The 24,437-nt window shown below is 35.0% G+C and carries 16 protein-coding genes; all 16 read right to left on the bottom strand.

The window, feature by feature from the left end:
- Positions 1-328: 328 nt before the first annotated feature.
- On the bottom strand, positions 329-946 hold the full coding sequence (locus tag QMO11_RS11135) for a hypothetical protein (protein ID WP_282037365.1): 618 nt from the start codon (positions 944-946) through the stop codon (positions 329-331).
- 262 nt (positions 947-1,208) lie between these two features.
- Complete coding sequence (locus tag QMO11_RS11130) at positions 1,209-1,736, bottom strand: hypothetical protein (protein WP_282037364.1); 528 nt, start codon at positions 1,734-1,736, stop codon at positions 1,209-1,211.
- 194 nt (positions 1,737-1,930) lie between these two features.
- Entirely contained in the window at positions 1,931-2,812 is an 882-nt protein-coding gene (locus tag QMO11_RS11125; RefSeq protein ID WP_282037363.1) for a hypothetical protein, read from the bottom strand.
- Positions 2,813-3,306: 494 nt separating this feature from the next.
- Positions 3,307-5,916, bottom strand: a complete 2,610-nt coding sequence (locus QMO11_RS11120; RefSeq protein WP_282037362.1) for a glycoside hydrolase family 2 TIM barrel-domain containing protein — start codon at positions 5,914-5,916, stop codon at positions 3,307-3,309.
- 320 nt (positions 5,917-6,236) lie between these two features.
- Complete coding sequence (locus QMO11_RS11115; RefSeq protein ID WP_282037361.1) at positions 6,237-7,583, bottom strand: GntP family permease; 1,347 nt, start codon at positions 7,581-7,583, stop codon at positions 6,237-6,239.
- 4 nt (positions 7,584-7,587) lie between these two features.
- A complete protein-coding gene (locus QMO11_RS11110; protein ID WP_282037360.1) occupies positions 7,588-8,067 on the bottom strand; it encodes a gluconokinase in 480 nt (159 codons plus the stop codon).
- 101 nt (positions 8,068-8,168) lie between these two features.
- Positions 8,169-10,412: a beta-glucosidase BglX gene (bglX, locus tag QMO11_RS11105; RefSeq protein ID WP_282037359.1), complete on the bottom strand. Its 2,244-nt coding sequence runs from the start codon at positions 10,410-10,412 to the stop codon at positions 8,169-8,171.
- 386 nt (positions 10,413-10,798) lie between these two features.
- The gene (locus QMO11_RS11100; RefSeq protein ID WP_282037357.1) at positions 10,799-11,719 is read right to left on the bottom strand and encodes a WG repeat-containing protein; all 921 of its coding nucleotides are present in this window, start codon (positions 11,717-11,719) and stop codon (positions 10,799-10,801) included.
- Positions 11,720-12,009: 290 nt separating this feature from the next.
- Positions 12,010-13,938: an OmpA family protein gene (locus tag QMO11_RS11095; RefSeq protein WP_282037356.1), complete on the bottom strand. Its 1,929-nt coding sequence runs from the start codon at positions 13,936-13,938 to the stop codon at positions 12,010-12,012.
- Between the two features lie 29 nt (positions 13,939-13,967).
- Complete coding sequence (locus QMO11_RS11090) at positions 13,968-14,906, bottom strand: PorP/SprF family type IX secretion system membrane protein (RefSeq protein ID WP_282037355.1); 939 nt, start codon at positions 14,904-14,906, stop codon at positions 13,968-13,970.
- 63 nt (positions 14,907-14,969) lie between these two features.
- Positions 14,970-20,786, bottom strand: a complete 5,817-nt coding sequence (locus tag QMO11_RS11085; protein WP_282037353.1) for a PKD domain-containing protein — start codon at positions 20,784-20,786, stop codon at positions 14,970-14,972.
- Positions 20,787-21,314: 528 nt separating this feature from the next.
- Positions 21,315-21,812 carry a flavodoxin gene (locus QMO11_RS11080; RefSeq protein WP_282037352.1) on the bottom strand — a complete coding sequence of 166 codons (498 nt, stop codon included), beginning with the start codon at positions 21,810-21,812 and terminating at the stop codon, positions 21,315-21,317.
- Positions 21,805-21,939, bottom strand: a complete 135-nt coding sequence (locus QMO11_RS11075; protein ID WP_262507012.1) for a hypothetical protein — start codon at positions 21,937-21,939, stop codon at positions 21,805-21,807. The genes QMO11_RS11080 and QMO11_RS11075 overlap by 8 nt, the downstream gene beginning before the upstream one ends.
- Before the next feature lie 5 nt (positions 21,940-21,944).
- On the bottom strand, positions 21,945-22,331 hold the full coding sequence (locus QMO11_RS11070) for a DUF6686 family protein (protein ID WP_282037350.1): 387 nt from the start codon (positions 22,329-22,331) through the stop codon (positions 21,945-21,947).
- Positions 22,332-22,876: 545 nt separating this feature from the next.
- Positions 22,877-23,314, bottom strand: coding sequence for a hypothetical protein (locus tag QMO11_RS11065; protein WP_139314973.1), 438 nt, complete (start codon positions 23,312-23,314; stop codon positions 22,877-22,879).
- Positions 23,315-23,496: 182 nt separating this feature from the next.
- Positions 23,497-24,330, bottom strand: coding sequence for a DUF2971 domain-containing protein (locus tag QMO11_RS11060; RefSeq protein ID WP_282037347.1), 834 nt, complete (start codon positions 24,328-24,330; stop codon positions 23,497-23,499).
- Positions 24,331-24,437: the final 107 nt, after the last annotated feature.

Here is a 24,437-nt window from a genome sequence, read left to right as displayed (position 1 = left end):
ATAACCCTTATTTGCCTTTTCAGTTAAAAATCGACCAATAAACCCCCTGCGAAAATTGGACATAACATGTTTGGTTGATTAAAAGGTGGGATTTCTTCATTTCTGCATGAAAATAAGCCCATTTTAAAGCATTATGTATACTAATATTCTAGTACAGCTTTTAGCAGATTAAAATGGTAAGTTCTCAATTTGTCTAGTTATAACTACAAATAGTTCTTGATGGATCATACATAAAAACTTAAAAACCTATACCTATAGAAAATGAAGTATTACAATTTAAAATATTCCATGATATACCTTCTGGTAAATGCACACTGTCATCTAAAATTTATATGCATCGTAAAATTTGCTTCACTCCATATTCAGGGCTCGAAACAACTTCCTTTGTAAAATTGTGTAAGAAATTCTTAGCCCCTTCCATAGATGCTTGTGCTAAAAATATTACGTCGACTTGTTTCTCAATTGATTTGATTGCATTTGCGATTTGAGCCTCATACTCTGATTGATTTCCTTTAGTAAAATGCACCCAATGCTCAGAACAATCGCAACTGATAATTTCTATTTCTTTGTTCAACTGCTTTGATGTTTGAACTAACAGGTTTGTGCTAATCTCTCTAGTAGAACTAGCGGCATATACCAAGCCTATTCTATCGAATTTACTTACAATATACTGCACAATTGGCCTGTCAATTCTAAATACATTATCATACTTATCACTTTCTTCTCCGAATGTAGAACAAGTGCATATTATTAAGCTTGGATTGTCCTTCTTTATTAAATCAATCTGTTTTTTAAATGCTCCAGAATCCGTTTTACCATTAGTTATAGCTGATTCTAGTATTTCTTCATTTACAAAATGCTTAGTCGGTATATTGTTATCTATCGACTTAAGCAGTTCTTCAAATCGATTGATATGAATTTTAGAAGTATGTAAAAATGCGATCATTTCTATGTGTTTAATAGTGTAAGTGATATACTCTTGAAAAGCAATTACTAAAATCACTAAGCGTTAAATTTAATTTAGCCGATAATGATGAATACATTTCCTAAAGCTAACTGGATGAAAATGTAGGCGATTTAAAAAGCCAGAACAATTAAAACCCAATAGAGCCGAAACAAAAGCTTAGGCAAACTTATTTAAAGAGCAAAACTTCCAAACTCAGCCTGCCAGACCATACCCTTAATTTATTGCTACCACCAGTTATTTCTTACTCATTAATATATTTCGGCATTCCGTTCTTAAAAATGTGTCCTGTTATGGCAACCCATAAAACAATAACCGAAATAAATAACAGATTTCGAGCTCCAGATAAATGTAGTCCTTTAAAAATAACACTTGTCCAGAAAAATATGTACCATGCTATTTTCATTCTTTCAACAAATAAGTCTTTCTTTATAGTTTTCAGTCTGATTAATTGATCAACTAAAATCACAATTAACCCTACTGAAACTAAAGTATATCCTATTATAGTTGGAAGATGCAAAACAAGAATTCCTACTCCAACTAAAATCAATAAGTCTCCAAGTCTTACAAGTTTTCGTTTATGGTTTTCCTTAATTTTTGTAGTCAACATTAGGAATGCGATTCCTAACAATTGAAGAACAATATATAAGCCATTAAATAATTTATGAATAACTACACTGTCTGAACCAACTGTCCTTATGTATATTCCTATTCCAGCGTAAATAACTAAAACAAATAATGATATGTAACCTAATATTCTATTTGAACTCATATTTATTGTGTTATTTAATTGGTGGTAAAGGCTTTAACAAAAGGCGTTGGCTGCTTTGATGAACCAAATCTTTTATTTGTTTTTATCTTTCAATTTCAAAAGCCAAATCAAAGATTTGGCGGTGGTCGATTACCCAACCTAACTACCAAGTGCTCATAAATGCCATGCACTCTATACTGGCATGTTAGCCCCAGTTATTTTAGTCTTTTTATAATAAGGTTAATGATTCGTCTTGTATTCTTGTATATAGATGCATAACTATCAAATTGACCTTTGTAAAGATTTATAATATTTTCTAAATTCATGTAGTATATTTCTGCATTCAAAAGCTGTGTCTTTAAGGTCCTTAAATTAGCTGTAATTTGAATATATCTTTGTTCTTTAAATAATGCAAGCAGAGGAATAACTAATTCATTTTGTACAGTATAAATACTGTTTCTATTTTTAGTCTGCTGCCATTTGAATATTGTTTGATCTAATTTATCTACAAACTCTCTTTCAAGTTCATTTCTAACAGTATTATTAATTCTTACTTGATCAAGAATCTCATCATAGTTCTGGCGAATAAGTTCTAAAGACTTATTCCATTTCGCTTCATAATTACCAAACTTATTATACAAGTTGTTTAAATCTCCAGGATAGCTATCTTCAATTTTTTTGATTCTCTCTATTATTGTATATGATTTTGTAAAAGCATTTAATTTATAACTACTACAAAGGTTTTCAATACCATTAATGAATGAGGATCTTAATAGTTCAAACTCCAATTTCTCAAATGTGCTTAAATAAGTAATAGACACTTGGGATAAAGTAAAATTGCCTGAAAATTTAATGTCTAATTTCTTTGAAAACTTCTCAAAGAAAAGACCTTGCCTATATATTGATTGAGAAGTAACATTCAATAAATAGATAAAAGTATTTCGTTGCCTTTTTCTTAAAATAATATTTTTGATCATCACGAATATTCCTTGAAAGAATAGCCCCATAAGGAAAACAAAAACGGTAATTAATATTGTTGCCGTAGTGTTATTATCAATCGAGAAAATACATTTTATCCATTCAATAAACTCATTCATAGAAAGTCACTATTTTTTATAATTGGGGTTAAGCAACTTATATCCTCACCATATGCGTATATCATTCTAACGTATATTCCATATACTCTCCTTAAAAGTAATATTTACACAAGTGGGAATACTTAATTGGATAGTAAAAATAGATAATTTTATTTTATGTTCAGCTACATATGTTAATTTAGGAATGAAAATGCACTGCCCACAGTAAAATTTGATGTCCTTATAGCATAAACAAGCCTCCTATAGCTGCAAAGCCTGCGCCTAGGGTAAAATAGGTACTGCCCAAAGTGAAAGAGTGACTCTTTGTCAGAAAAAGGCTGTTCCCATAGGCGAAAAGGCAATTCCCAATCGTAAAAAGGCATTTCCCTACGATTAAAAGTGACTCCTTGTCATGAAAAGGCTAGGTATGATCATAAAAAGAGGGTGCCAAACCCAATTGACACCCTCTATTATATGTTTTACATCAGCTTAGTATAAGAAGATGCGTTGTTACTCTAATTTACTTTTAGAGTGAGTGTTTCTGATTGTATATTACCAGCATTAACCCTAATACTTACAGTACCACTTTCTGAACCAGACTGAATAATGCCAAGTGCTTTACCATTGTGAGTAATCAAGTGATTGGCTTTGTGACTTTGCACATTATATTCCCATCCATTATCTACAGCTAACAAGTTTGCGGCTCCGCTTACTTCAAATGCTATTTCAACATCCTTGTTAGGGATAATAATGCCATTTTTATCTAAGAGGTTTACTTCTAAATGAGCCACATCGTAGTGATTTGCTCTCAGCTCGTTCACATCAGAACTAATGGATATACTAGATAATGCTCCTGCTGTTTTTAAGCTATATTCATCGGCCACAACACCATTATTGTAACCCACTATTTTTAACTCTCCCTTGGTAAAAGGCACAAGCCATTTAATTACATGATCCTCATTATCATTTACCCTTTGCTTACCAAAACTCTGGCCATTTAAAAACAATTCAGCTTCTTGACAATTGGTGTATCCCTGAACTACAACAGCCTCATCATTGGCATAATTCCAAGTATCATCAATATCATACCACGTCCATCGGCGTAGCCAATCGGTTCGCATTTCTATCGAAAATCCTTTGTTTTTATCGTAAGTGTATTCTGATTGCGATAATGCTGCCGTACCAATATAAACCTTCGGATCATCTTTCCATAGGCACTCATAAAAGTGACCTCGTGGGGTTTTAAAACAGGCATAATCGAAGAATGATAAGTTTAGGCCTTTACGGGGATATGGGCCTGCTTCGCCCATGTAGGCAATACCTGTCCATGTGAAGATACCAGCCACAAAATCTCTATCGGCCACAGCCTGCCACTCTTCCCAAGTTCCGTTGTTTTCAGAACCAAGAATTTTAAGATCGGGATATTGCTTGTGCGCACCATCATACTCCACAGCACGATAATTAAACCCTAACACATCAACAGATTGCCCTAAGCCACTAGCTAGGCCCACCACGGGCAATACACTTCCGATGGTAACCGGACGTGTTGTATCCATTTCTTTGGTCCATGATACCAGTTGCTTAGCAATAATTACTAAAGAATCTGCTTCAGGACTGTATTTGTCAAATGCTTTTCGGTTGGTGATAGAATCATAATTGGGGATATACTCGTAATATTTCACCTTACCATTTACCCCATTGTAGGTTTGCGAATAGTAGGGGAAAGTCCATTCTATTTCGTTACCAATACTCCACATAATTATAGATGGATGATTGAAATCGCGGCGGATACAATCTTTCAAATCCTTTTCGCCCCACTCATTAAAATACGATGAATAACCATCGGTAAACGACTCTGGAGCATCATTGGCACCTAAACGTGTAGTGTGTTTTTCTTTATCTTGGCTCCATTCATCATAAAACTCTGCATCTACCAATATCCCTAACTCATCACAAAGGTCGAGAAACTCAGGTGCGTAAGGATTGTGTGCAGTACGAATGGCATTACAACCAATGCTTTTTAATTGCAGAATTCTACGGCGCCAAACATCTACGGGTACAGCTGTTCCAACGGCACCTGCATCGTGATGTAAATTCACTCCTTTAATTTTTACTGATTTTCCGTTTAAGAAGAAACCTTTATCCGCTGTAAATTCAGCTGTTCTAATTCCGAACTTCTCAACAAGATCATCCATTAAAACAGAGGCTTTAAACACCTTTACATGTGCCGTGTATAAATGAGGATCTTCAGGTTCCCATAAGCGCGGATTATCAATACTTACTTTACTAATTACTTTGGCTTCTTTATCCAAGCTAATAACACTTTCGGCACCTGTAACAATATTTCCTTCCCCATCCTTAATATCTACAACAAGCTTAATATCTGATGCTACTCCTTCTATATTTTTCAGTTCAGTACTAATCTGTACATCTGCTTTGTTAGCACTTATATTAGGCGTAGTAATTTGAACACCCCAAGTTGGAATATTAATATTTGATTTTTTAACCAAACGTACGTTTCTGTAAATTCCTGATCCGGTATACCAACGAGAATCAACGTAGTTTGTATGATCAACTTTAACGGCAATTACATTATCGCCTCCAAAATTAAGGTAAGGCGTTAAATCGTAATCGAAACTGATATATCCATTGGGTCTATATCCCAATAGATGTCCGTTAATCCAAACTGTTGATCGGGTATAAATACCATCAAATTCAATAGAAATATTTTTATTCTCGTCGCCTTTATTCAGACGAAATGTTTTACGATACCAAGCTATTCCTCCTTGAACAAAACCGGTACTACTTGCCGTTTTGCGATACTCGTTGGCTTGTTCGGCTGTAATGTTTGATGGTAAATTATTGTTATTGGCCGATTTTTTCACTTCGCCCTTTTGGGTAATGGCAAGCGGCTCTTCATACCCCATTTCTATACTCCAATCGTGTGGTAAACGAAGCTCGCGCCAAGCTTGATCATTAAAATCTTTTTCTAAGGCTTTCTCTTCATCTCCGAGAAAAAATTTCCAATGACCATTAAAGTCAATGGTCTCGCGAGACTGATTTTCATTTTGCTTACACGAGAAAATAAGGAATGATAAAATTCCTACAAACAATAACTGTTTCATGTATACTGTATATTTGATTTATTTGTTTGTGGAAAATTATACTATTTAAATTTAATATACCTGTAGAATATATGTGTATTTAGGTGGTCTTTTTCGTTGTGTATGCTTCATTTTACCTCAATATGCCCCTTTTTATGTTTTAACTATAAAAATAGTGCATACGAGGATTTTTTGGTGATAATTATAGAAACAAACATTCAATAGAAGCGATACTCTATAATTCTGCATAAAATCAGCCAACAAACCCTACAGTACTTTGAGCTCCTCATCATCTTTTGTAGGTAAAAAGGACTGAACTATACTTCTAAGAAATCGGTAAATTAATCTATAATAAAAATAGAAAGGATACCTACCATACTTATCCCCATAAAAGCGAGAATGGTTGTCATAACCGTCCAGCTTTTAAAGGCCTGTTTTTCATTCATGCCTAAATATTTGCTCACCAACCAAAAACCACTATCATTTACATGAGACATTATAGATGCACCCGCGGCAATGGCTATAACCAATAAGGCTTTATACATCTCGCCCATGGGTTCTATTAACAAAGAAGAGGTAATACCTGCTGCCGTAATCATGGCAACGGTAGAAGAACCTTGAAGTATACGAACCAATGCTGCGGCCACAAAGGCAAACATGAGTGAACTTAGTCCGATACTGGCGAAGTATTGGGCTAACATTTCACCTGTACCAGTATAAATCAGCATTTGTTTAAACACACCGCCGGCCCCGGTTAATAAAATAATGATACCTGCCGGTCCTAAAGATGCCTGTGTAATTTTAGATAATTCTGACTTGGAGAAACCCCGCCTTAAGCCCAAGAAATACCATGCCAATATATTTGCATTAATCAAGGCTGAAAATGGATGACCAATAAAGCTGATCCATAACTTGGCATTTGCACTTATTCCTAAACCATCCGACAATGAACTATTGAGCATGGTATTAAGTACTATTAATACTATGGGCGATGCAATTATTAAAAGAATTAATCCGATGGGTGGAAAATCTTTGCGTTCTTCTGAAGCGCTTTCACTTGGAGCTTCAATATATATTTTTGAGGCAATGTATTTACCAAAAATAGGGCCACATACCATGGCCGTGGGAATACCAACTATGAAGCCAAACAATATTACCCAACCCAAATCAGCATCTAAAATATCTGCCACAGCAATAGGACCTGGCGTAGGTGGAATAAAGGCATGCGTTATTGCTAAACCGGCTAATAATGGAATAGCATATAGTAGTAGCGACTTTTTTGTTTTGCGCTGAAGCGAATACACTAAAGGAACTAAAATGATAAAAGCTACATCGAAAAATACGGGTATAGCAATAAAGAAACCCGTTAGTACAAGTGCCCAATCGGCTCTCTTTTCGCCAAATTTACTTAAAAGAAAACCCGCCAAGGCTTCTGCCCCGCCTGAGTATTCGAGTATTGCGCCAAACATGCTACCTAAACCTACTACAACAGCCACAAAGCCCAGTGTAGAACCCATCCCTTCTTTTATGGTAGCTATTATTTGCATTGGCGCTACCCCGGCAATAATACCCACTATAATACTTGAAATTAATAAGGCCATAAAGGGCTGTATTTTAAAATACAGAATCATTAATAGCAATGCCCCCACTCCGGTAAGTACAGATATTAGTAAAATATAATCGATCATTAAATTAGGCTTTTAGTTTACTGATAATATATTGCACAATGGACTCAACACTTTGATTTATGGAAACGTGAATGCCATAATCAGGTATTTCAAGGGTATCGAGCTGCGACTGCAATAACTTTGGTTCAAAAAAGTGTCCCTTCCTCTCGTTTAATCGACTGCTCAGTTGCTCATAATCTCCGTTTAAAACAACCCACTTAATATCCTTATTTCCTTTTTCAAGGATAGAACGATAGCTCTCCTTTAAAGCGGAACAGGCTAGAATTGCCTGCCCGTTGTTAGACCAGTGCATAATATGCTCGTTTAATTTTTGTAGCCAAGGCAATCGATCTAAATCATTTAAGGGATTTCCATTCGCCATCTTATCTTTATTTGATTGTGGATGAAAATCATCAGCATCGTAAAATGGACAATTCAATATTTTGGAAAGTTGTTGGGCTATGGTTGTTTTTCCACTTCCACTTACCCCCATTATTATTACCATAAATGCTTGTTTTAAGTTGTATTAAAAAACACGGCTCACCATCATGATTGCAATCTGTATGATGTGGCTAAATTATTACGCACGAAAGTTTAAGTCATTTACTATTCAATAAGTTCAAAACTGGCCTTTATCCCCTCTGCAGAATTAGGGGCAATCCATACATTAAAATCACCATCCTCAACAACATAATTCATCGAAGAATCTACGTATTCTAAATCCTTGGTAGAAATGGTAAACTCTGCACTTACACTTTCCCCTTTGGCAATTCGTATTTTCTTAAAGCCTTTTAGTTCTTTTACAGGCCTTACAATATCTCCAACAACATCTTGTATATACAATTGTACCGTTTCAGTGATAGGGTAATTTCCTTTATTATGGAGGGTACAGCTTACTTGTATGGTTTCATTTCTGCGCAATTTACCGGATGATACAATGGTTTTTTCATATTCTATTTCACCATAGTTTAAGCCATATCCAAAAGGAAACTGAGGTTCAAAACCCAAATCGAGATAATGGGAGTTATTACCCAAAGAACTTTGCCAAGCTCCAACAGGAATATCATTAATGCCCACGAAACTATCCGCACTAGCTGGTCGGCCAGTATTAGGATGGTTGTAATAAATAGGACATTGTGCACCTTGTTTGGGCCAAGTTACAGGCAGTCGGCCTTCGGGCTGAGCCTTTCCGTTTAATATATCATAAAGCGCAGGTCCGGCCATAGTTCCCGGATGCCACGCCATAACAATAGCATCTACCTTATCCATAATATTACCCAAGGCAATAGGTCGCCCTGCCATAATAACTAATACCAAAGGCTTCCCGGTTTTGTGTAATGCATCAATTAATTGCTCCTGTGCTCCCGGCAAGCTAATATCTGCACGCGAATGAGCTTCGCCAGATAAAATGGCTTCCTCTCCTCCGATAAACACAATTACATCAGATTTTTCTGCGGCAGCAATGGCCTTTTTGAAACCTGCTGAACTTTTATCTCTGCTATACTTTAACCCTTCAGCAAAAACGAACTTATATTTGTTTTCTGCAAAGGCCTGCTTGGGTGTAACGGAGTAATTACCATCCCCATCGAAAGTCCAGGTACCCAATTGATCAACAGGTGCATCTGCCAATGGACCTATTAGTGCAATCCGTTGGTTTTTATTTAAAGGCAATGTTTTATTATTTTTAAGGAGAACAGTAGACTTAACAGCGGCTTCTTTAGCAGCCTCTAAATGACTTTGTGCATACCACCTTGATGCATCTACCTTTTCTCGATAGGGATTTTCGAATAATCCCATACGAAACTTTACACGCAGAATATTACGAACAAAATCATTCAATTGCTCCTCGGTTACTTTCCCCTCATCCATCAACGCTAATAGGTAATCTTCATAGGAAGTACTCGTCATCTCCATATCCAAACCCGCTGTAATGGCCCGCTCTGCAGCATGTTTATCATCCTTTGCATAACCATGTGGGATCATCTCGGTTACCGAGTTCCAATCGCTTACCACAAAACCATCAAAGTTATATTCATCGCGCAATATCTTTTTCAGGATAAACTTGTTGCCACTTGCCGGAACTCCATTGATATCGTTAAACGAGCTCATCACGGTTTGTGCACCCGCATCAAAAGCAGCCTTAAATGGAGGGAGGTATACATTACGCAATAACTCCTCATTTACTATGGTTGTATTGTAATCGCGTCCGCCTTCAGCAGCACCATAGGCCAAAAAATGCTTGGCACAGGCAATCATACTATTTTCTGAATTCAAACTATCGCCCTGATACCCTTTTATAAATGCCGTAGCTAAAACCGAAGCCAAATAAGGATCTTCGCCCGGGGACTCGGCAATTCTGCCCCAACGTGCATCGCGGGCTATATCTAACATTGGCGAAAAGGTCCAACGAATGCCACTTTCCGCTGCCTCTATTGCTGAAACCCTTGCGGAAGTTTCTGCTACCTCAGCATTCCAAGATGCCGCCATACCCAGAGGAATTGGGAAAATAGTTTTATAGCCATGTATAATATCACGTGCAAAAATAAGTGGAATTCCATTGGGGCTCTCTTCTACAGCAATTCTTTGCAACTCATCCACATATTTGGGATTCATTACATTTAAAAAGGCGCCAATTTCTCCGTTTCTAACTGCGTTCTTTAAGTCTTCTGATAGGTCTCCTTTTACTCTGGATGAAGTACCCCGCAAACTTGTTTGTCCTACCTTTTCTTGTAAAGACATTTTGGATAGAATCTCTTCTACCCTTTGTTCGATATAATCTGATTTACTGGATTTTTCTTGGCACGAAACAAAAGCCAATGCGATAATTAAAAGCCTGATAAGTTGATTCATTACAGATAAAATTAGTTAACCACAAAAAATGGAAATGTAGATTTGATCTGTAAAATACAAATTATATGTTAGTTATTGCATTGACTAAAAGATTGTTTAGACTTTATGCTGTTTGGCGCAATAGTGACCTGAAGCCATTTTTGTGTGACCTTGAATGATTCCTGAGTGACCGGAAATGATTTCCTCGTGACCTGAAATGATTCCTGAGCGACCGGGAGGCATTCCTATATGACCTGGAATCATTCTAACATGACTTAAAATCATTTCTGAGTGCCCCAGAGCTTTTACTAAATGACCTTGTGTAATTCCCTAAAGACCTTGAGAGATTTGCTGATGACCTTATGCCATTTATTAATGCCTCTGAACGAATTACGGATGACCTTGAATTACCTATAATTTACTGGGACAGTAAAACTTACTCGCATTTTTCTGTTATTGGTTATTCCAGGTGCCCACTGTGGCATTGTTTTTATTACTCGCATTGATTCCTTCAATAATATTGGATGTGATATATCTCCTGGCATCACATCTGTAACATTCCCCTTCTCATCAATTACAAATTTCACAAAACACTTTCCTGAAATTCCATATGCTTTAGCAGAAGGAGGGTAACGAACATTTCTGTTTATAAATGCACCCATGGCAGAATCACCACCATAAAAATGCGGCATAATAGTTTCACCTTTTCCATTAGTATATACTTTCAATTTTTCAAATACAAATTCACCATCTTGAGATAGAACAAAAATAGAATCGTTTACAACACCATTAATCACTCCATGTTCTTTGAAGGTAATCGACTCAAAATATTTGTCAGAAATTAGTGTTCCGCTTGTGTTAATGATTCCTTCTAGCCAACGAACTAAGCCATACTTCTCAAAGTCACTATTCCTATTAACTACACGCGCATATTTACCATTAAAATCACATGCCAAATCAAAGTTTGGATCAATAACGAATTCTCCTTTATAGTTGATATATCCATATTTATCTTCAAGCGAAGCATAAGCCAAACCTCCATTAAATGAACCTGCATCGTAAAACAAACAATCAATAACTTTACTACCTGTTGTATCTATATATCCAAATAATAAACTTTCAGAAACCAAGGCCAAGCCTTCGCTAAAAGAATCGGCGTATGTAAACGGCTCTATTTTTTCGTTTACTTTACCGCTCCTATTTGTTAAGTAATAATATTCGTTTTGATATAAAAAAGAATGTGATGTTAGGCTATTCTGCGCATTCAAAATATGGATTGTAATAAAAAAGAAGAATCCTACGGTAAAAATTAGTTTAGTATTTGACATGTATTTATGTAAAGTTTAGGAAGCCCAAAGATAGTAAATTACAATGTATAAACAGCAAAAAATGGAGTAGCTACCTTTGTGTAACTACTCCATAACTTACGAAATACTTAGAGAGTTAAGCCTTCCTTCAAAGAGCTCTCTGATTGATATAGCATTCTTTAGTGAACCACCTCGGGGCAAGCCTCGGGGAATTAAACCCCTGTCAGATTAAACCTACCCAAATGCTCTATCAACTAATTACATCCTCATCAAAAAACAATTGTATTTATAAATAATAAAAAACACATGATTTAATAACTAGTAATCAATGCCTCTACCCTCCTATTCTCTTTATGGAGCTCTTCAGAACAAGATACTCCATCACTGCAATGATTTAGTAGTTTTTTTTCGCCATAACCATGGGCTGTTAATCGATAAATACTTATACCCTTTTTTAAAACATACTTTAAAACGGCATCGGCACGAGCTTGCGATAAAACCATATTATAATCATCGTTCCCCCTACTATCTGTGTGCGAACTTAACTCAACTGTCATGGTGGTGTTCTTCCTCATCATATTCGCCAGTTTATCAAGTTCAAGCGCTGCTTCATCATTGATCTCCCATGAGTTATAATCGAAATTAATATTGTAGAGTCTTAATTTCACTTCCTTAAACTGAGATTTATTTATTTCACTTCCCGTTCGTTTTGATTCTAAAAGGATATTGGATAAGCTTTCAAGGGTTAAATCCTCTTCAGGAATTGGATTTGTTTGTGCGGCCGTTGCTGAAACAATTGGTAATGGTGCAGCAGCACTATTAACAGCAATAAGCTCCGTATTATCAACTTCTACAGAGTCTTCTGTCAATTTTACTACATCTTCATCTTTAGGCTCTTCGTGATTCTCTTCTATTTGTTTATTTTGCTTTTTAAGCATACTTACCGCATAAATATCATCATCTCCCATTCCTCCTTCTCTATTTGAGGCAAAATACCCAAAAGGTTCTCCTTCCTTAAAAACAATCGAAAAATCGTCTCGAGAGCTATTTACAGGAACTCCTAAATTAATTGCTTCTCCGAATTCATCATCATTAATATCTGAACTAAATATATCTAAACCGCCCAATCCAAGATGCCCATCAGAAGAGAAATACAATTTACCCTCATCAGATACAAATGGATACATTTCGTCGCCTTCGGTATTAACAGAAGCTCCACAATTAATTGGTTCACTTGTACCCTCTAAATATACCTCAACGTAATAAATATCGCTTCCTCCAAAGCCTCCTGGTCGGTTTGATGAAAAATACAATCTATCTTCAGATGCCGAAAAATAAGGATGTGCCGAAGAAAAATTGCCATTTGATATATTCTTTAATGGTTTAGGTTTTTGCCAAGTACCTTTTGTATATTTGGAAGTATAGATACCCAAATTAACTTCATCATTGGCATCTTTTATTGTACTAAAAGCCGATGCATTATTAATTGTAAAAAAAGCCAGTCCTCTATTATACACATATTGAAACGAGCTGATATGATATCGTGAATCGATGGGACTAAATGGTTTTGCGTTTTTTAAACTACCATTATCAGAAACTATTGCCTTATACAAACTCAAATAGGGCTGTCCGTTCCACTCATACTCTTTTTTAGTAGTGTCTCGTGCTGTAGAAAATATGACATCATTCTTATAAAAACAGGGTCTATGATCGGCATAAGCTGTATTAATATTTGTAGTACTTACCTTAAATTTGGGATCGGCGTTCTTAAGCGTATCCACAAAACTACGCTGATAGGAGCTTAGTAATAATTGATAGGTACTGATTATGCTATCAGCCTTGTTATAGTTATTATTATATACTAATAAGCGCGCATACGACTCCATGCTTGCACTATCGTTTTCAATCATAAGAATATTATAAAGCTCTTCGGCCTTAGAGTAGTTGCCACTGTTTTTATAGGATTGGGCCAAGTGCCTTAATACATGAACATCGGAACTATCTTTACTTAAAGCTTTCTCATAACTTTTAATGGCTTTTACGTATGCCATATGATTAAAATAATTATCTCCTAACTTCTTATTTATATTTTGGGCATTTAGTTTTAATCCAGCAAATAAAAGAAGCAACAGTACTATACCATATTTACAGCTGCCTTTATTACTAGTTGTTTCAATGATACTATTACCTTGGATGGGCGAAGTAATTTTAGCATACAAACTACTTAAAACTGCCTTCATATTCTGATATTTTAAAGCTTGCATAATTATTAGAAAAATCTTGGAGAATGAATTTTAGTAGCATCACGATATAAGTTTAAACCCAAAATAATCTCGTGAGAACCGTTTGAAAAATTACTTAGCTGCGATTTTGAGAAATCATAAGCATACCCCACTTTAACATTTTTTCCTGCTGCTATTTGCAGAAAAGCAAAAAACGTATCCGGGTTTCGTATTCCTCCGCCTATCGAAAAGGTATTGTAGAGCATGGTTGCCAAACTTATATCAATAGTAGGATCTACATTCTGTACTTTCTTCAGACACACCGAGGGTTTTAATTTTACATTTTCTCCACTAAATGAAAAAACGTATCCACTTATTAAGTAAAGGTGATTTCGTTCTTTTAAATTAAAAACATCATCATCAACTCCATTGCCACTAAACGAAAAACTATTAGTTACTAGTTTTGGAACCGATACACCTATATACCATTTTGAAGAATATAGAAAAAGACCTGCCCCAACAGTAAAAGATGAATGTTGCACTGTACCTTGCTGCAAAACACCATCGTTACTATCGTTTGTTTGCAACTTATCTAAATTAGCAGAATACAAATTTGCACCTCCTCTTAAGCCCATGGCTAAGCGTAATTTACTACTTACATTTATAGTATACGAATACCCCAAAGTAAGCATAGTATTGCTTAAAGGTCCAACTTTATCCTGCATTGCTGTAATTCCTACAGCTGAAGAAAAATACTTAAACGGATAAGCAACTGTGATGGCATTAGATTTTGGTGCACCCGGAAATCCAAGCCATTGGTTTCTATTAGAAAGCTGCAAATTAGTATAATCAATACTTCCCATGTAGGCCGGATTTATGAGCCCCTGATTAAATGTATATTGAGTAAATTGAGTTTCTTGTTGCCCCCATATTGAAGTTAATGGCTGTAAACAAATGAGCAACAATAGTATTCTTATATATTTCATAGTATTAAATTCAAATTAAAGATTGAACAACATTCAGCTTTACCAAACTATTTTCACTTTTATCTACCTTGATATGTATATAAAACCTTTTATAGGTTCATCCTCATCAAACAAATACAATAGGTAATAATAGGTTCCATCAGGCAGGGCCTTACCATTTGTTGTTCCATCCCAACTGTTATCATAAGCTTTTGCGCTATACACTTCAGTTTCCCATCTGTTATAAACCAACAATCGGTTACTAGGAAATTTATTAATATCCTTAATCACAAAAAGATCGTTTTTACCATCTCCGTTTGGCGTAATTGCCTGCGGAATGAATATGCTTTCTTTATATGGTTTTACTACAATATGCAATGTTCCTTGGGAGCAGTTATTGTGCAAATCGCATACTTCGTAAATCAAAGAATCAGAACCAATAAAAGTAGAATTTGCTGCGTAATCGCACTTAATTTGCCCATCTCCTAAAACAGTTACATCAGGATACGAGGCAGGATGAATGAGTACAGAAAGCGATTCCTTATCAATATCATCTTCTAAGTCTGTATCATTAGCTAAAACATTTATTGTATCGCTTAAGCCCTGAATTAACCATATTGTATCAGCTTTGGTTACAGGTGCATCGTCAAAGGACTCTGCAAGCGTAATATAAATATTGGCTCGAGAGCAAAGCTTTGCTGAATCACATATTTCGTAGCGAAGTACATCAGAACCTATATAATCTTTAGCAGGATAATAACTAAGAATTCCTGTTTCAATATTAAACGAAACGTTATCTGAAACTTCGCTACTTATTAGCTTAAAGCTGGAAGGATCAATGTTATTATCTGGGTCTACATCATTACTTAATATATCTATATCGAGCGGTACATCTTCAAATCCATAAGCATAATCATCGTTTGCTATGGGCGGATCATTCACCTGTTTAACATACACAATAATTTCACCAGTGGCAGTTAAGAAGGTATAATCACTAATGCTATAATACAGGAGTGTCATTCCATAAAAATCTTTTTCAGGAGTAAATACCCATTGATTATTTATACTAGAAATACTACCATTCAATACCGGTTCAAGAATTTGTATAGAGCTAACATCAATATTGTTCTCTCTATCGGTATCATTATCGGCTAAACCTGAAAGGACAACAGGCACTTCCTCATCTGTATAAAATACATCTGTATTAGCTATTGGAGCTTGATCTCTATGTAAAACATTGAATACAATCCATGAAGAATCTGCTTGTGGTGGTACTGCATTATCTATAATAAAGTATTGGATAGAATCTTTACCTACAAAATTATTGTGAGGAGTATAAGTAAAAGTACCATCATTACTTAAAACAACATTACCGTTTATTGAAGCCATTGATGCATTACTAAACTGTACACTTAAGCCCATGCCTTCGTTATCAATATCGTTTAATAAAACACTACTTCCCTTGAAGGTTTCATTTTCGTACACATCAAATCTATCAACCACAGCAACAGGAGGTAAATCCACTACCGACAATACTTCTATAATTACTTTTGCGGATGCACACATTACAGGGTTTCCATTATCACAAACTGTATACTCTAAGCTATCGGCACCATAATAATTGGCGTTAGGTGTATAGATAATCTGACCATTGGCGGCAATGATAACCTCACCATTACTAGGAGCCACACTTGCTTGCGAATTATAAATTAGAGATTGTCCATCAGGCTCGTAATCATTATCTGAAAGATTGGCATAGGCCACATTATCTTCTTGAACAATAATGGTATCATTTAATGCAACAGGAGAATGATTAATAGCGTACACCGTATCTGTTTTAGTTGATGTACAGTTATTAGAATCGCTAACAGTAAGCGATACCTGATATTCTGACCCCACTTGGTTACCGATAAATGTATGTTTTGGGTGCTGCTCAATAGAACTTGTATTATCGCCAAAATTCCAGTCCCAGTTTTGTATTTGACCATCCGATAAGGATTGATCGGTAAACTGAACATTGAGCGGATTAGATCCTGACTTTGGAGCTAAGGTAAAAGCAGCCTCAATATTTTTAATATCAGTTTGCTTAAACGTACTATCAATGCAGCCCTGCTCATCAACAACGGTTAATTTTGCTTGTACTACACCAGCTTCTTTATAAGCATAAGTAACAGGTGAAATTCGAGCAAAATCTTCTTTATTAAAATCCCAATACTCCTCGTTAATCGAATAGTCGGATTTACTATTATTGGTGAATAGTATACTCTCGCCTAAACATGCATTTTGTTTAGATGAGATGATATCTGCCTGAAGCGTTGATTTAAAAACCGTAACAAAATTCTCTTTCTTTAATTTAGCGCTACATCCTATCGAGGTTTTTATATATAGCTCAACATCGTAAGTTCCGGGCGATTGATAAACATGACTTGGTGATTCGGTATTATTACTATAAGCATTGTCGCCAAAATTCCAAACTATTTCATTTACCTGAGATAACTGCGAGGAGTTTAAGTTAATCTCGCCCTGAAATGAAAGTGCTGTTCCTTCACACACCTCTTCACTCTCACTAGTAAATGATAAATCAGGATAATTATCTACCACAATAGGGTCTCCTTCATACTCCATTGTACAACCATCCTTATCAGTAAGAATAATTGAAGGAAAGAAACTGCGCGCTTCATTGTAGGCATGACTAAAGCTATACTGGTTGTTATAATCATTTGTGCCATCTCCAACATCCCACGAAATTTCGTTTTCACTATCAGTAGTTGTAGAGTAATTAACAATAAGGGGCACACAGCCCGAGGAAACATCAGTTATAATAGACCCCACTGGACCGGTTAAATGTATAAAGTCTTCTTTTTTAACTTCGATGGTACATCCTCCTTTACTAGTAGCCATTAAGGTAACATCAAAATACCCCGGCTGATTGTATAAGTATTGAGGATTTTGATATGGCGATGATGCTCCTTCGCCATCGCCAAAATCCCACTCCCACATATAAATATCGTCAGAAGAGCGATCGTAGAACACTGCTGGTAATGCATTACGGGCGCATCCTAATTCTGTTTTATAAGCATCAAAATCAACTTTTGGTGTAATTACTTCTACACTTTGATGCGAGGTGCTTGTACATCCGTTCTCATTGGTAACAGTTAAGCTTACATCATAAATACCATCGGTATTATAAATATGTTGAGGTTCCAAGGCAGTAGACCTACCTCCATCTCCAAAATCCCATGCATAGCTGAGCTTGTTACCCAATGATATGTTTTGAATTTGTAATTCAGAATTGGTACAAGCATAATCATCGAGAATAAATATTGACTCCGAAACTAAAACGGTTAAAGTTAATGTATCAGAGTAACTACATCCTTTTTCATCTGTTACGCTTAATATTACCTCTTGTTCTCCTGGGAAACTAAAGGCATGTTGAACTATCTCTTCTTTTTTAGTTACACCATCAGCAAAAAACCAAGTACGGTCGATTATATTGGAAGTGGAGGTAGAAATATCTCTAAGCTCAAATATTTCATCAACACAAACTTCATCCTTTACAAAGCTTATTTTGGGTTGCGATGTATTTACCTTTACAGCATTTTCCTTTACAATAACTTCTCTACATCCGTAGTATTCCTTTACGGTTAATTTCACATCAAACTCTCCTGCTGAAGTATAAACATGGCTTGTTTCTCCAACATATGTGGTATCAATATGCCCATCTCCATAATTCCAATACCATCTGGATATTGTACCTGTTGTACTTGTTTTATCAATAAAAGAAACTTCAAATGGCAAACAGCCTTCATTAGCTCCTTCCACAGCAAAATCAGGATCAGTTATGGATACATGAATGGCTTGCATCATATAATCGCTGCAGCCTGTGGTGTAATTCTCAACTGTTTGGTAGGCATAATAGTTACCTACATTTTGGTATATGTGGCTTAGAGGCGTGGTTTGAGTTTGTGTACCATCACCAAAATTCCAGTTAATGGCATCATATTGGTTTGCATAATTGCTGATATAACTTTGCGCAGGAGCCTCACACAAAGGATTATCCATAAAGAAAAAGGCTACTGGAGGTTTAATGTAAATATCATCCTCCTTTTTTTGTGAAGCTTTACAACCGTAATTATCTAACTTTAGTTCAACCGATTTATATCCTGATGAAATAAATTGCAAATGATAATCTCCGGCAGAATTTATAATATAAGAATCTCCAATATTCCATTCTTCTAGTTGATAATTTGATGAATTATTTACCAACTCAATAGACGATTGGTTACAGCTATCTGTTTGATTCACCTCAAAATCAACAATGGGTTTTTCGCCTCCAGATATTACAACTTCAGAACTTACAGAGCATCCCTTATCGTTTGTATAGTTTAAAGTGGCCTTGTAAACTCCCTCATCAGTAAATGTATGAATCGGAGATTGTAAAGTAGACACTTGACCATCACCAAAATCCCAAGTTAAATTATCAATATTTTCTTCTTTACTAAACTGAACTTCAAGTGGTACACATCCCTCATTACGGCTTACTTGAATAGGGATAGTTTCGGGCGGGTACAACTTAATATTTTTAAGCACAGTATCCGTTTTTGCACCATCATAAGCAATTAACTTTACAAAGTATTCCCCAGTGCTATTATAAGTATGATTTACTGTAACAGATGATTCGGAGCTAGTTCCATCTCCAAAATCCCAAATAACTTTATCTGTCATTTTAGAAGTGTTTGTAAATTCTACTAAATAAGGAGGATTACAAAAACTCTTTCTCTTATAACTAAAGTTAGCCAATGGAGCAGGAAACACCACTAATTGACTGGTTCGATACAGATTACACCCATTGCCTAAAATTGCATTTATGCTTACCTCGTACCTACCAGTATCGGCATAGCAATAATTGAACTCTTTTTTATTGCTTACATTCCCATCACCTAACTCCCACTCAACATAAGCAACACTTGAATTATTAATCCTAAAATGTATACTATCCTTAACACCTGTACCACTTTTCATAATTGAATAATCTAATGAATCAACACTTAGGTTAATTGCATTTTCCACTCTTATGGAATCGGTACATGCACCCATTTGGGCCGCTAAGGAAATAGTATAGTCACCATTGGTATCAAAAACATAATTCAACTCCTGCTCTTCAGAAACAAGTTCGTCATTTATTTTCCACTTCCAATTGTTTATATAAACAAACGGTTCATCAACTCCATCAATAGTAGTAGTGTTTTTAAATGATGGATGATAGGGAAGCTCACAGGGTTTACTTCCTCTTATATTGAAGTCTACATTTGGTAACTTACCTACTGATATAAATTTTGATTTTGAGGTATTGCCATAACAACCATGCTCATCAATAGCCATTAAGGTAACCTTATAACTACCTGCCCTATTAAATGTAAAAGTTGGGTTTTCTTCTGATAAAGAAGCCCCATCTATAAGCCACACCCAGCTTTCAATTGCTCCATCAGATGTTGTGGATCTATCTGAAAACTGCACCTCTAAAGGAACACATCCTGAACTAATATCTGAGGTAAAATCAGGTGCTGGATTATTATACACCTTTATATAATTATTCTTTTCGGCAGAAACGGTTCCATTAATAGTTAATTTAACGGTGTATTCACCTGGCTGTATATAATTTACCAATGGGTTTTGTAAAGTAGATATGTTTCCATTACCTAAATCCCACCTCCACGAAGTAGCACCTTCTGAATCATCGGTAAATTGAACATTTAAAGAGTTACACCCCTCTGTAATATTAGCATAGAAATTTGCCTTTTGAGAAAATAGTTGACTAAAACTAATAAATGGCAAAAGAATAAAGGCAAGTATACTAAACCGACAACGCGATTGAGTTCCTGCTCCGAAAAATAAGATCATAGGTCCTGAAGAATAGGTATATTTTCAGGTTACGAAGTTAACATTTCAGTTTATTATAAAAAATAAATTATGTTATATGTAATAATTCTATATTATTATTCAATAATACTTATGAAATCTACTTCTGATTAGAATCAGTTAAATTAATAACCTTATGCCATTTATTAATGCCTCTGAACGATTTACGGATGACCTTGTATGATATTACAAGCACCAAATACGTGCTTCTCATAAAAGGATTTCTTACTACTATACCTGTTAAACATTGAATTTACAAGGCAAAAGAAATGGAGTAACTAACTCTGTGTAACTACTCCATAACTTACAAAATACTTAGAGAGTTAAGCCTTCCTTCAAAGCGCTCTCTGATTGATATAGCATTCTTTATTAATAGAATTGAAATGAATAAGTTTCTGTTATCGTTGTAAAATTAAAGGTGGGACTGGATATCTTTTATCTAGTCAATAGTAAATATCGAAGTACATGTCGTATAAACTTTTGTCCCACCTTTTATATAACCAGAGTAAATTATTGTAATTCTGTTTTAAGCTGCTCTGCCCATTGTATTAACCTTTGCGGACTTAAGTCGGACTGATTATCATCATCAAGGGGTAAGCCAATAAACATACCGTCTATTTCAGCTAACGATTCATCGTACTCATAACCATCAGTGCTTACTTTGCCAATAAATTGGCAAGCTTGCTCCTTTAAGGCATTGTGTATTATACCTATGGCATCAACAAAAGTATCGGCATATGATTCTCCATCACCTAAGCCAAATAATGCTACTTTTTTACCCTCTAATTTTAGGCATTGTAGCTTTGGTAAAAAGTCTTCCCAATCGTCTTGTAATTCGCCCACTCCCCATGTTGAAGAGCCTAGAATTATAGTTTCGTAATTGTTTAATTCATCAACAGATGCTTTGTAAACATTATGTACATCGGCATCTAATAACTTTGCCAACTCTTTGGCTGCATCCTGAGTATTACCCCCTGTTGAGCCGTAAAAAATTCCTATATTACTCATTATCTTTACTGTTTTTAGATTTCTTCTTCGTTTTCTCTTTCATCCAATCTTCATCGTGTAACGAAAAGCCTCCTATCATAAAAACACGGGTACTCTGATTGTCGATTTTAGTTTTTAAAGTTGTCATGGTTGTTAGTTTAAATAAGTTGCGACTAATAATTCTTCGCGTATTGTTTTCAATATTTTTAAGCATTCGTTGCAGCCAAAAAGATATTTTAATTCATTAAGTTCTTCTTTATTCAATAAAATTCGAATATAAGAATCACTTGTTGGAATTATTATTTTACGACTAAATGCTGCCTTCGTATTTTGCGTTTCCCACATTGCCCCATCAAGCGTAGCTAAATAATCTGCGTACTGTTGAAATTGCGATTTACTCAGGTTGATATTTATATTTTTATACTCAACATGTATCAAATTACATTTTGAGCATTTAAAAACTTTTCCGTTAAGTGTTTCTTTATATGTGACCATAAAAGCATCATTTGTTTTAAACTGACCATACAAATTAATCGACATTTTTATTCAAATGAAATCCCCAATAGTAGGGTTTTATGAGCCTGATTATACCTAATAGTAGTGATTGAATTAGGCTATTTACAGAATGTTTAAAGGTGAGATTGGATATTGTATTTAAGAGAATAGAAGACAAATTAATATATTCATCGAAGTTAAATTCTGAGATATTACATACATCCTTAGGCCAGGTAAACTTTTTATTGCCGTTTTGATATAAACGAACTAAAATAGCTGGACTATACTCACAGCCTATGACTTTTTTTAGTCGGCATCGTATCTCAATAAAATTGCATTTTTTCATGCCAAATTGGCTAAATCCCCAATCGAATTCAATAAATCCCTGACAATTTGGCTAAATCCCCACTAAAGTTCAATGAATCCCTGACAATTTGGCTAAATCCCCACTAAAGTTCAATGAATCCCCATCAAAATAGACTTTTCCCCATTGGTTTTGAGTAAATCCCCAATAGGATTGTGTAAATGGAGCATGGATGGCTAATTTAAAGAGCTAAACTACCCAAATTTATGCTGACAGACTATGGCCTTTATTTGTTAGGCATTAACATTTCTATCATCAATATGATACTTGCTTTATGAGATATAGCTACTTTTAATTTATCCCCTATTTTGAAATTTTCAAATTCTTCCTTTGAACAATTATATTTAAAGGCTCCAAATTTCAAATAGTGCCTGTTAGAAGACCCTGAGGCAAAATAATTACCAGTCGAATAAGTACCATATTTTTCAGTTCCTTTTGACTCAACAACAAATTCCTCAATTCTTTTAGTTCCAGATTTTAGGTCTACATTTATAGTTCTTACTTTTAATTTATACCATAAATACGCAATAGTCGTAAATACGACAGGAAAAGTCCATTGTATTTGCAACATCCTAAAAAGAAAACTCTCCTCATAAATATCAATAAAGAATACCCCAGCTATTAACAAAGACAATATTCCAATCATTGTAACGCTTATTGTCATAGAATCACGATAAGGTTTTTTAAAGTCATTCAATGTTTGTATGTCTATTTCTGTTAGTTGTTCTATATACATTTTATATAAAAACTATGTTCCTGAATTCTATATGTAGTTAAGTCTGTCTGTTATTGTTTTTAATTACCAGACTTAAGTTCCAAGCGACCACAAACGCCATATGCTTTATACTAGCGTATTAAGAGCTTTTCTTTTGCGCCTAACTTATACTCAGTGTCATTTAATGAAATTTTGAATTGTTGACATTTTATGTTTTTCGAATTTATTTGTTCTACTATAGTTTGCTCTTCTTTTGGATCCATATTATAACCAAAATATAATTCCTCTATTGCATCTAAATTAAAAGAAACAAGGCCTGTATTTGATTTATATTCATTAAAAGGTCCGAATGCAAACCTAATTTCGTCTTCATATTTCCAGTCAATTGATTTTGTTCTAAGCCACTCTACAACCGCCTTGAATGAATCTTCAAAAAAACAATTTGATTTAAGTACTTTAGAATACTTAACAAACAATGGTATTACCTCATTAAATTCATTTTGCGACTTTAGGCTCCTATATAATTTTTCAAAATTAAAGCCGACACATAAACCTTTGTGACTGTCAGCATACATTGACCACATTAATATGTCCAGTTTCTTTTTAGAAAAGCATGTAACCCCTTTAAGGTACCGCTCTCGAAGGGCAAAATCGTTTTTAAATAAATCAATTAATGGCTCTTTGGAATTGCGAATCGCCTCTAATTGTTTTTTTCTTCTTTCTTGTCTACTTAGGTTCGGGAATTGTTTATTAATTAAGTCTTTCAAGTATTGTTCTGGCAGATTATCATAGCAAATTAGTTTTGGATGACAATCATAGGGATCATTAAAATAGGCTGGATTCTTTATTAATAAGGTGCCGTTTGAAATAATCTCTTGCGCACCTTTAAAATCAACGTATTTGTAAATAATAGGGAAATTATCTATTAATTCTTTGTATTCTTGTTTTAACTTGTCTTTATACATAGTTATTATGCATTGGAGTTAAATTGCTGTTAACTATTCTGTATCCCATCTTTTATGTCAATACATCCATATGGTTACTATCTTTTCAGCAATGAAAGTAGAAAAAA

It is taken from the genome of Saccharicrinis aurantiacus (assembly GCF_947489045.1).
Classification (GTDB): domain Bacteria; phylum Bacteroidota; class Bacteroidia; order Bacteroidales; family Marinilabiliaceae; genus Saccharicrinis; species Saccharicrinis aurantiacus.
The sequence above is the reverse complement of the archived record's forward strand: the minus strand, read 5'-3'. Positions and strand labels throughout refer to the sequence as shown.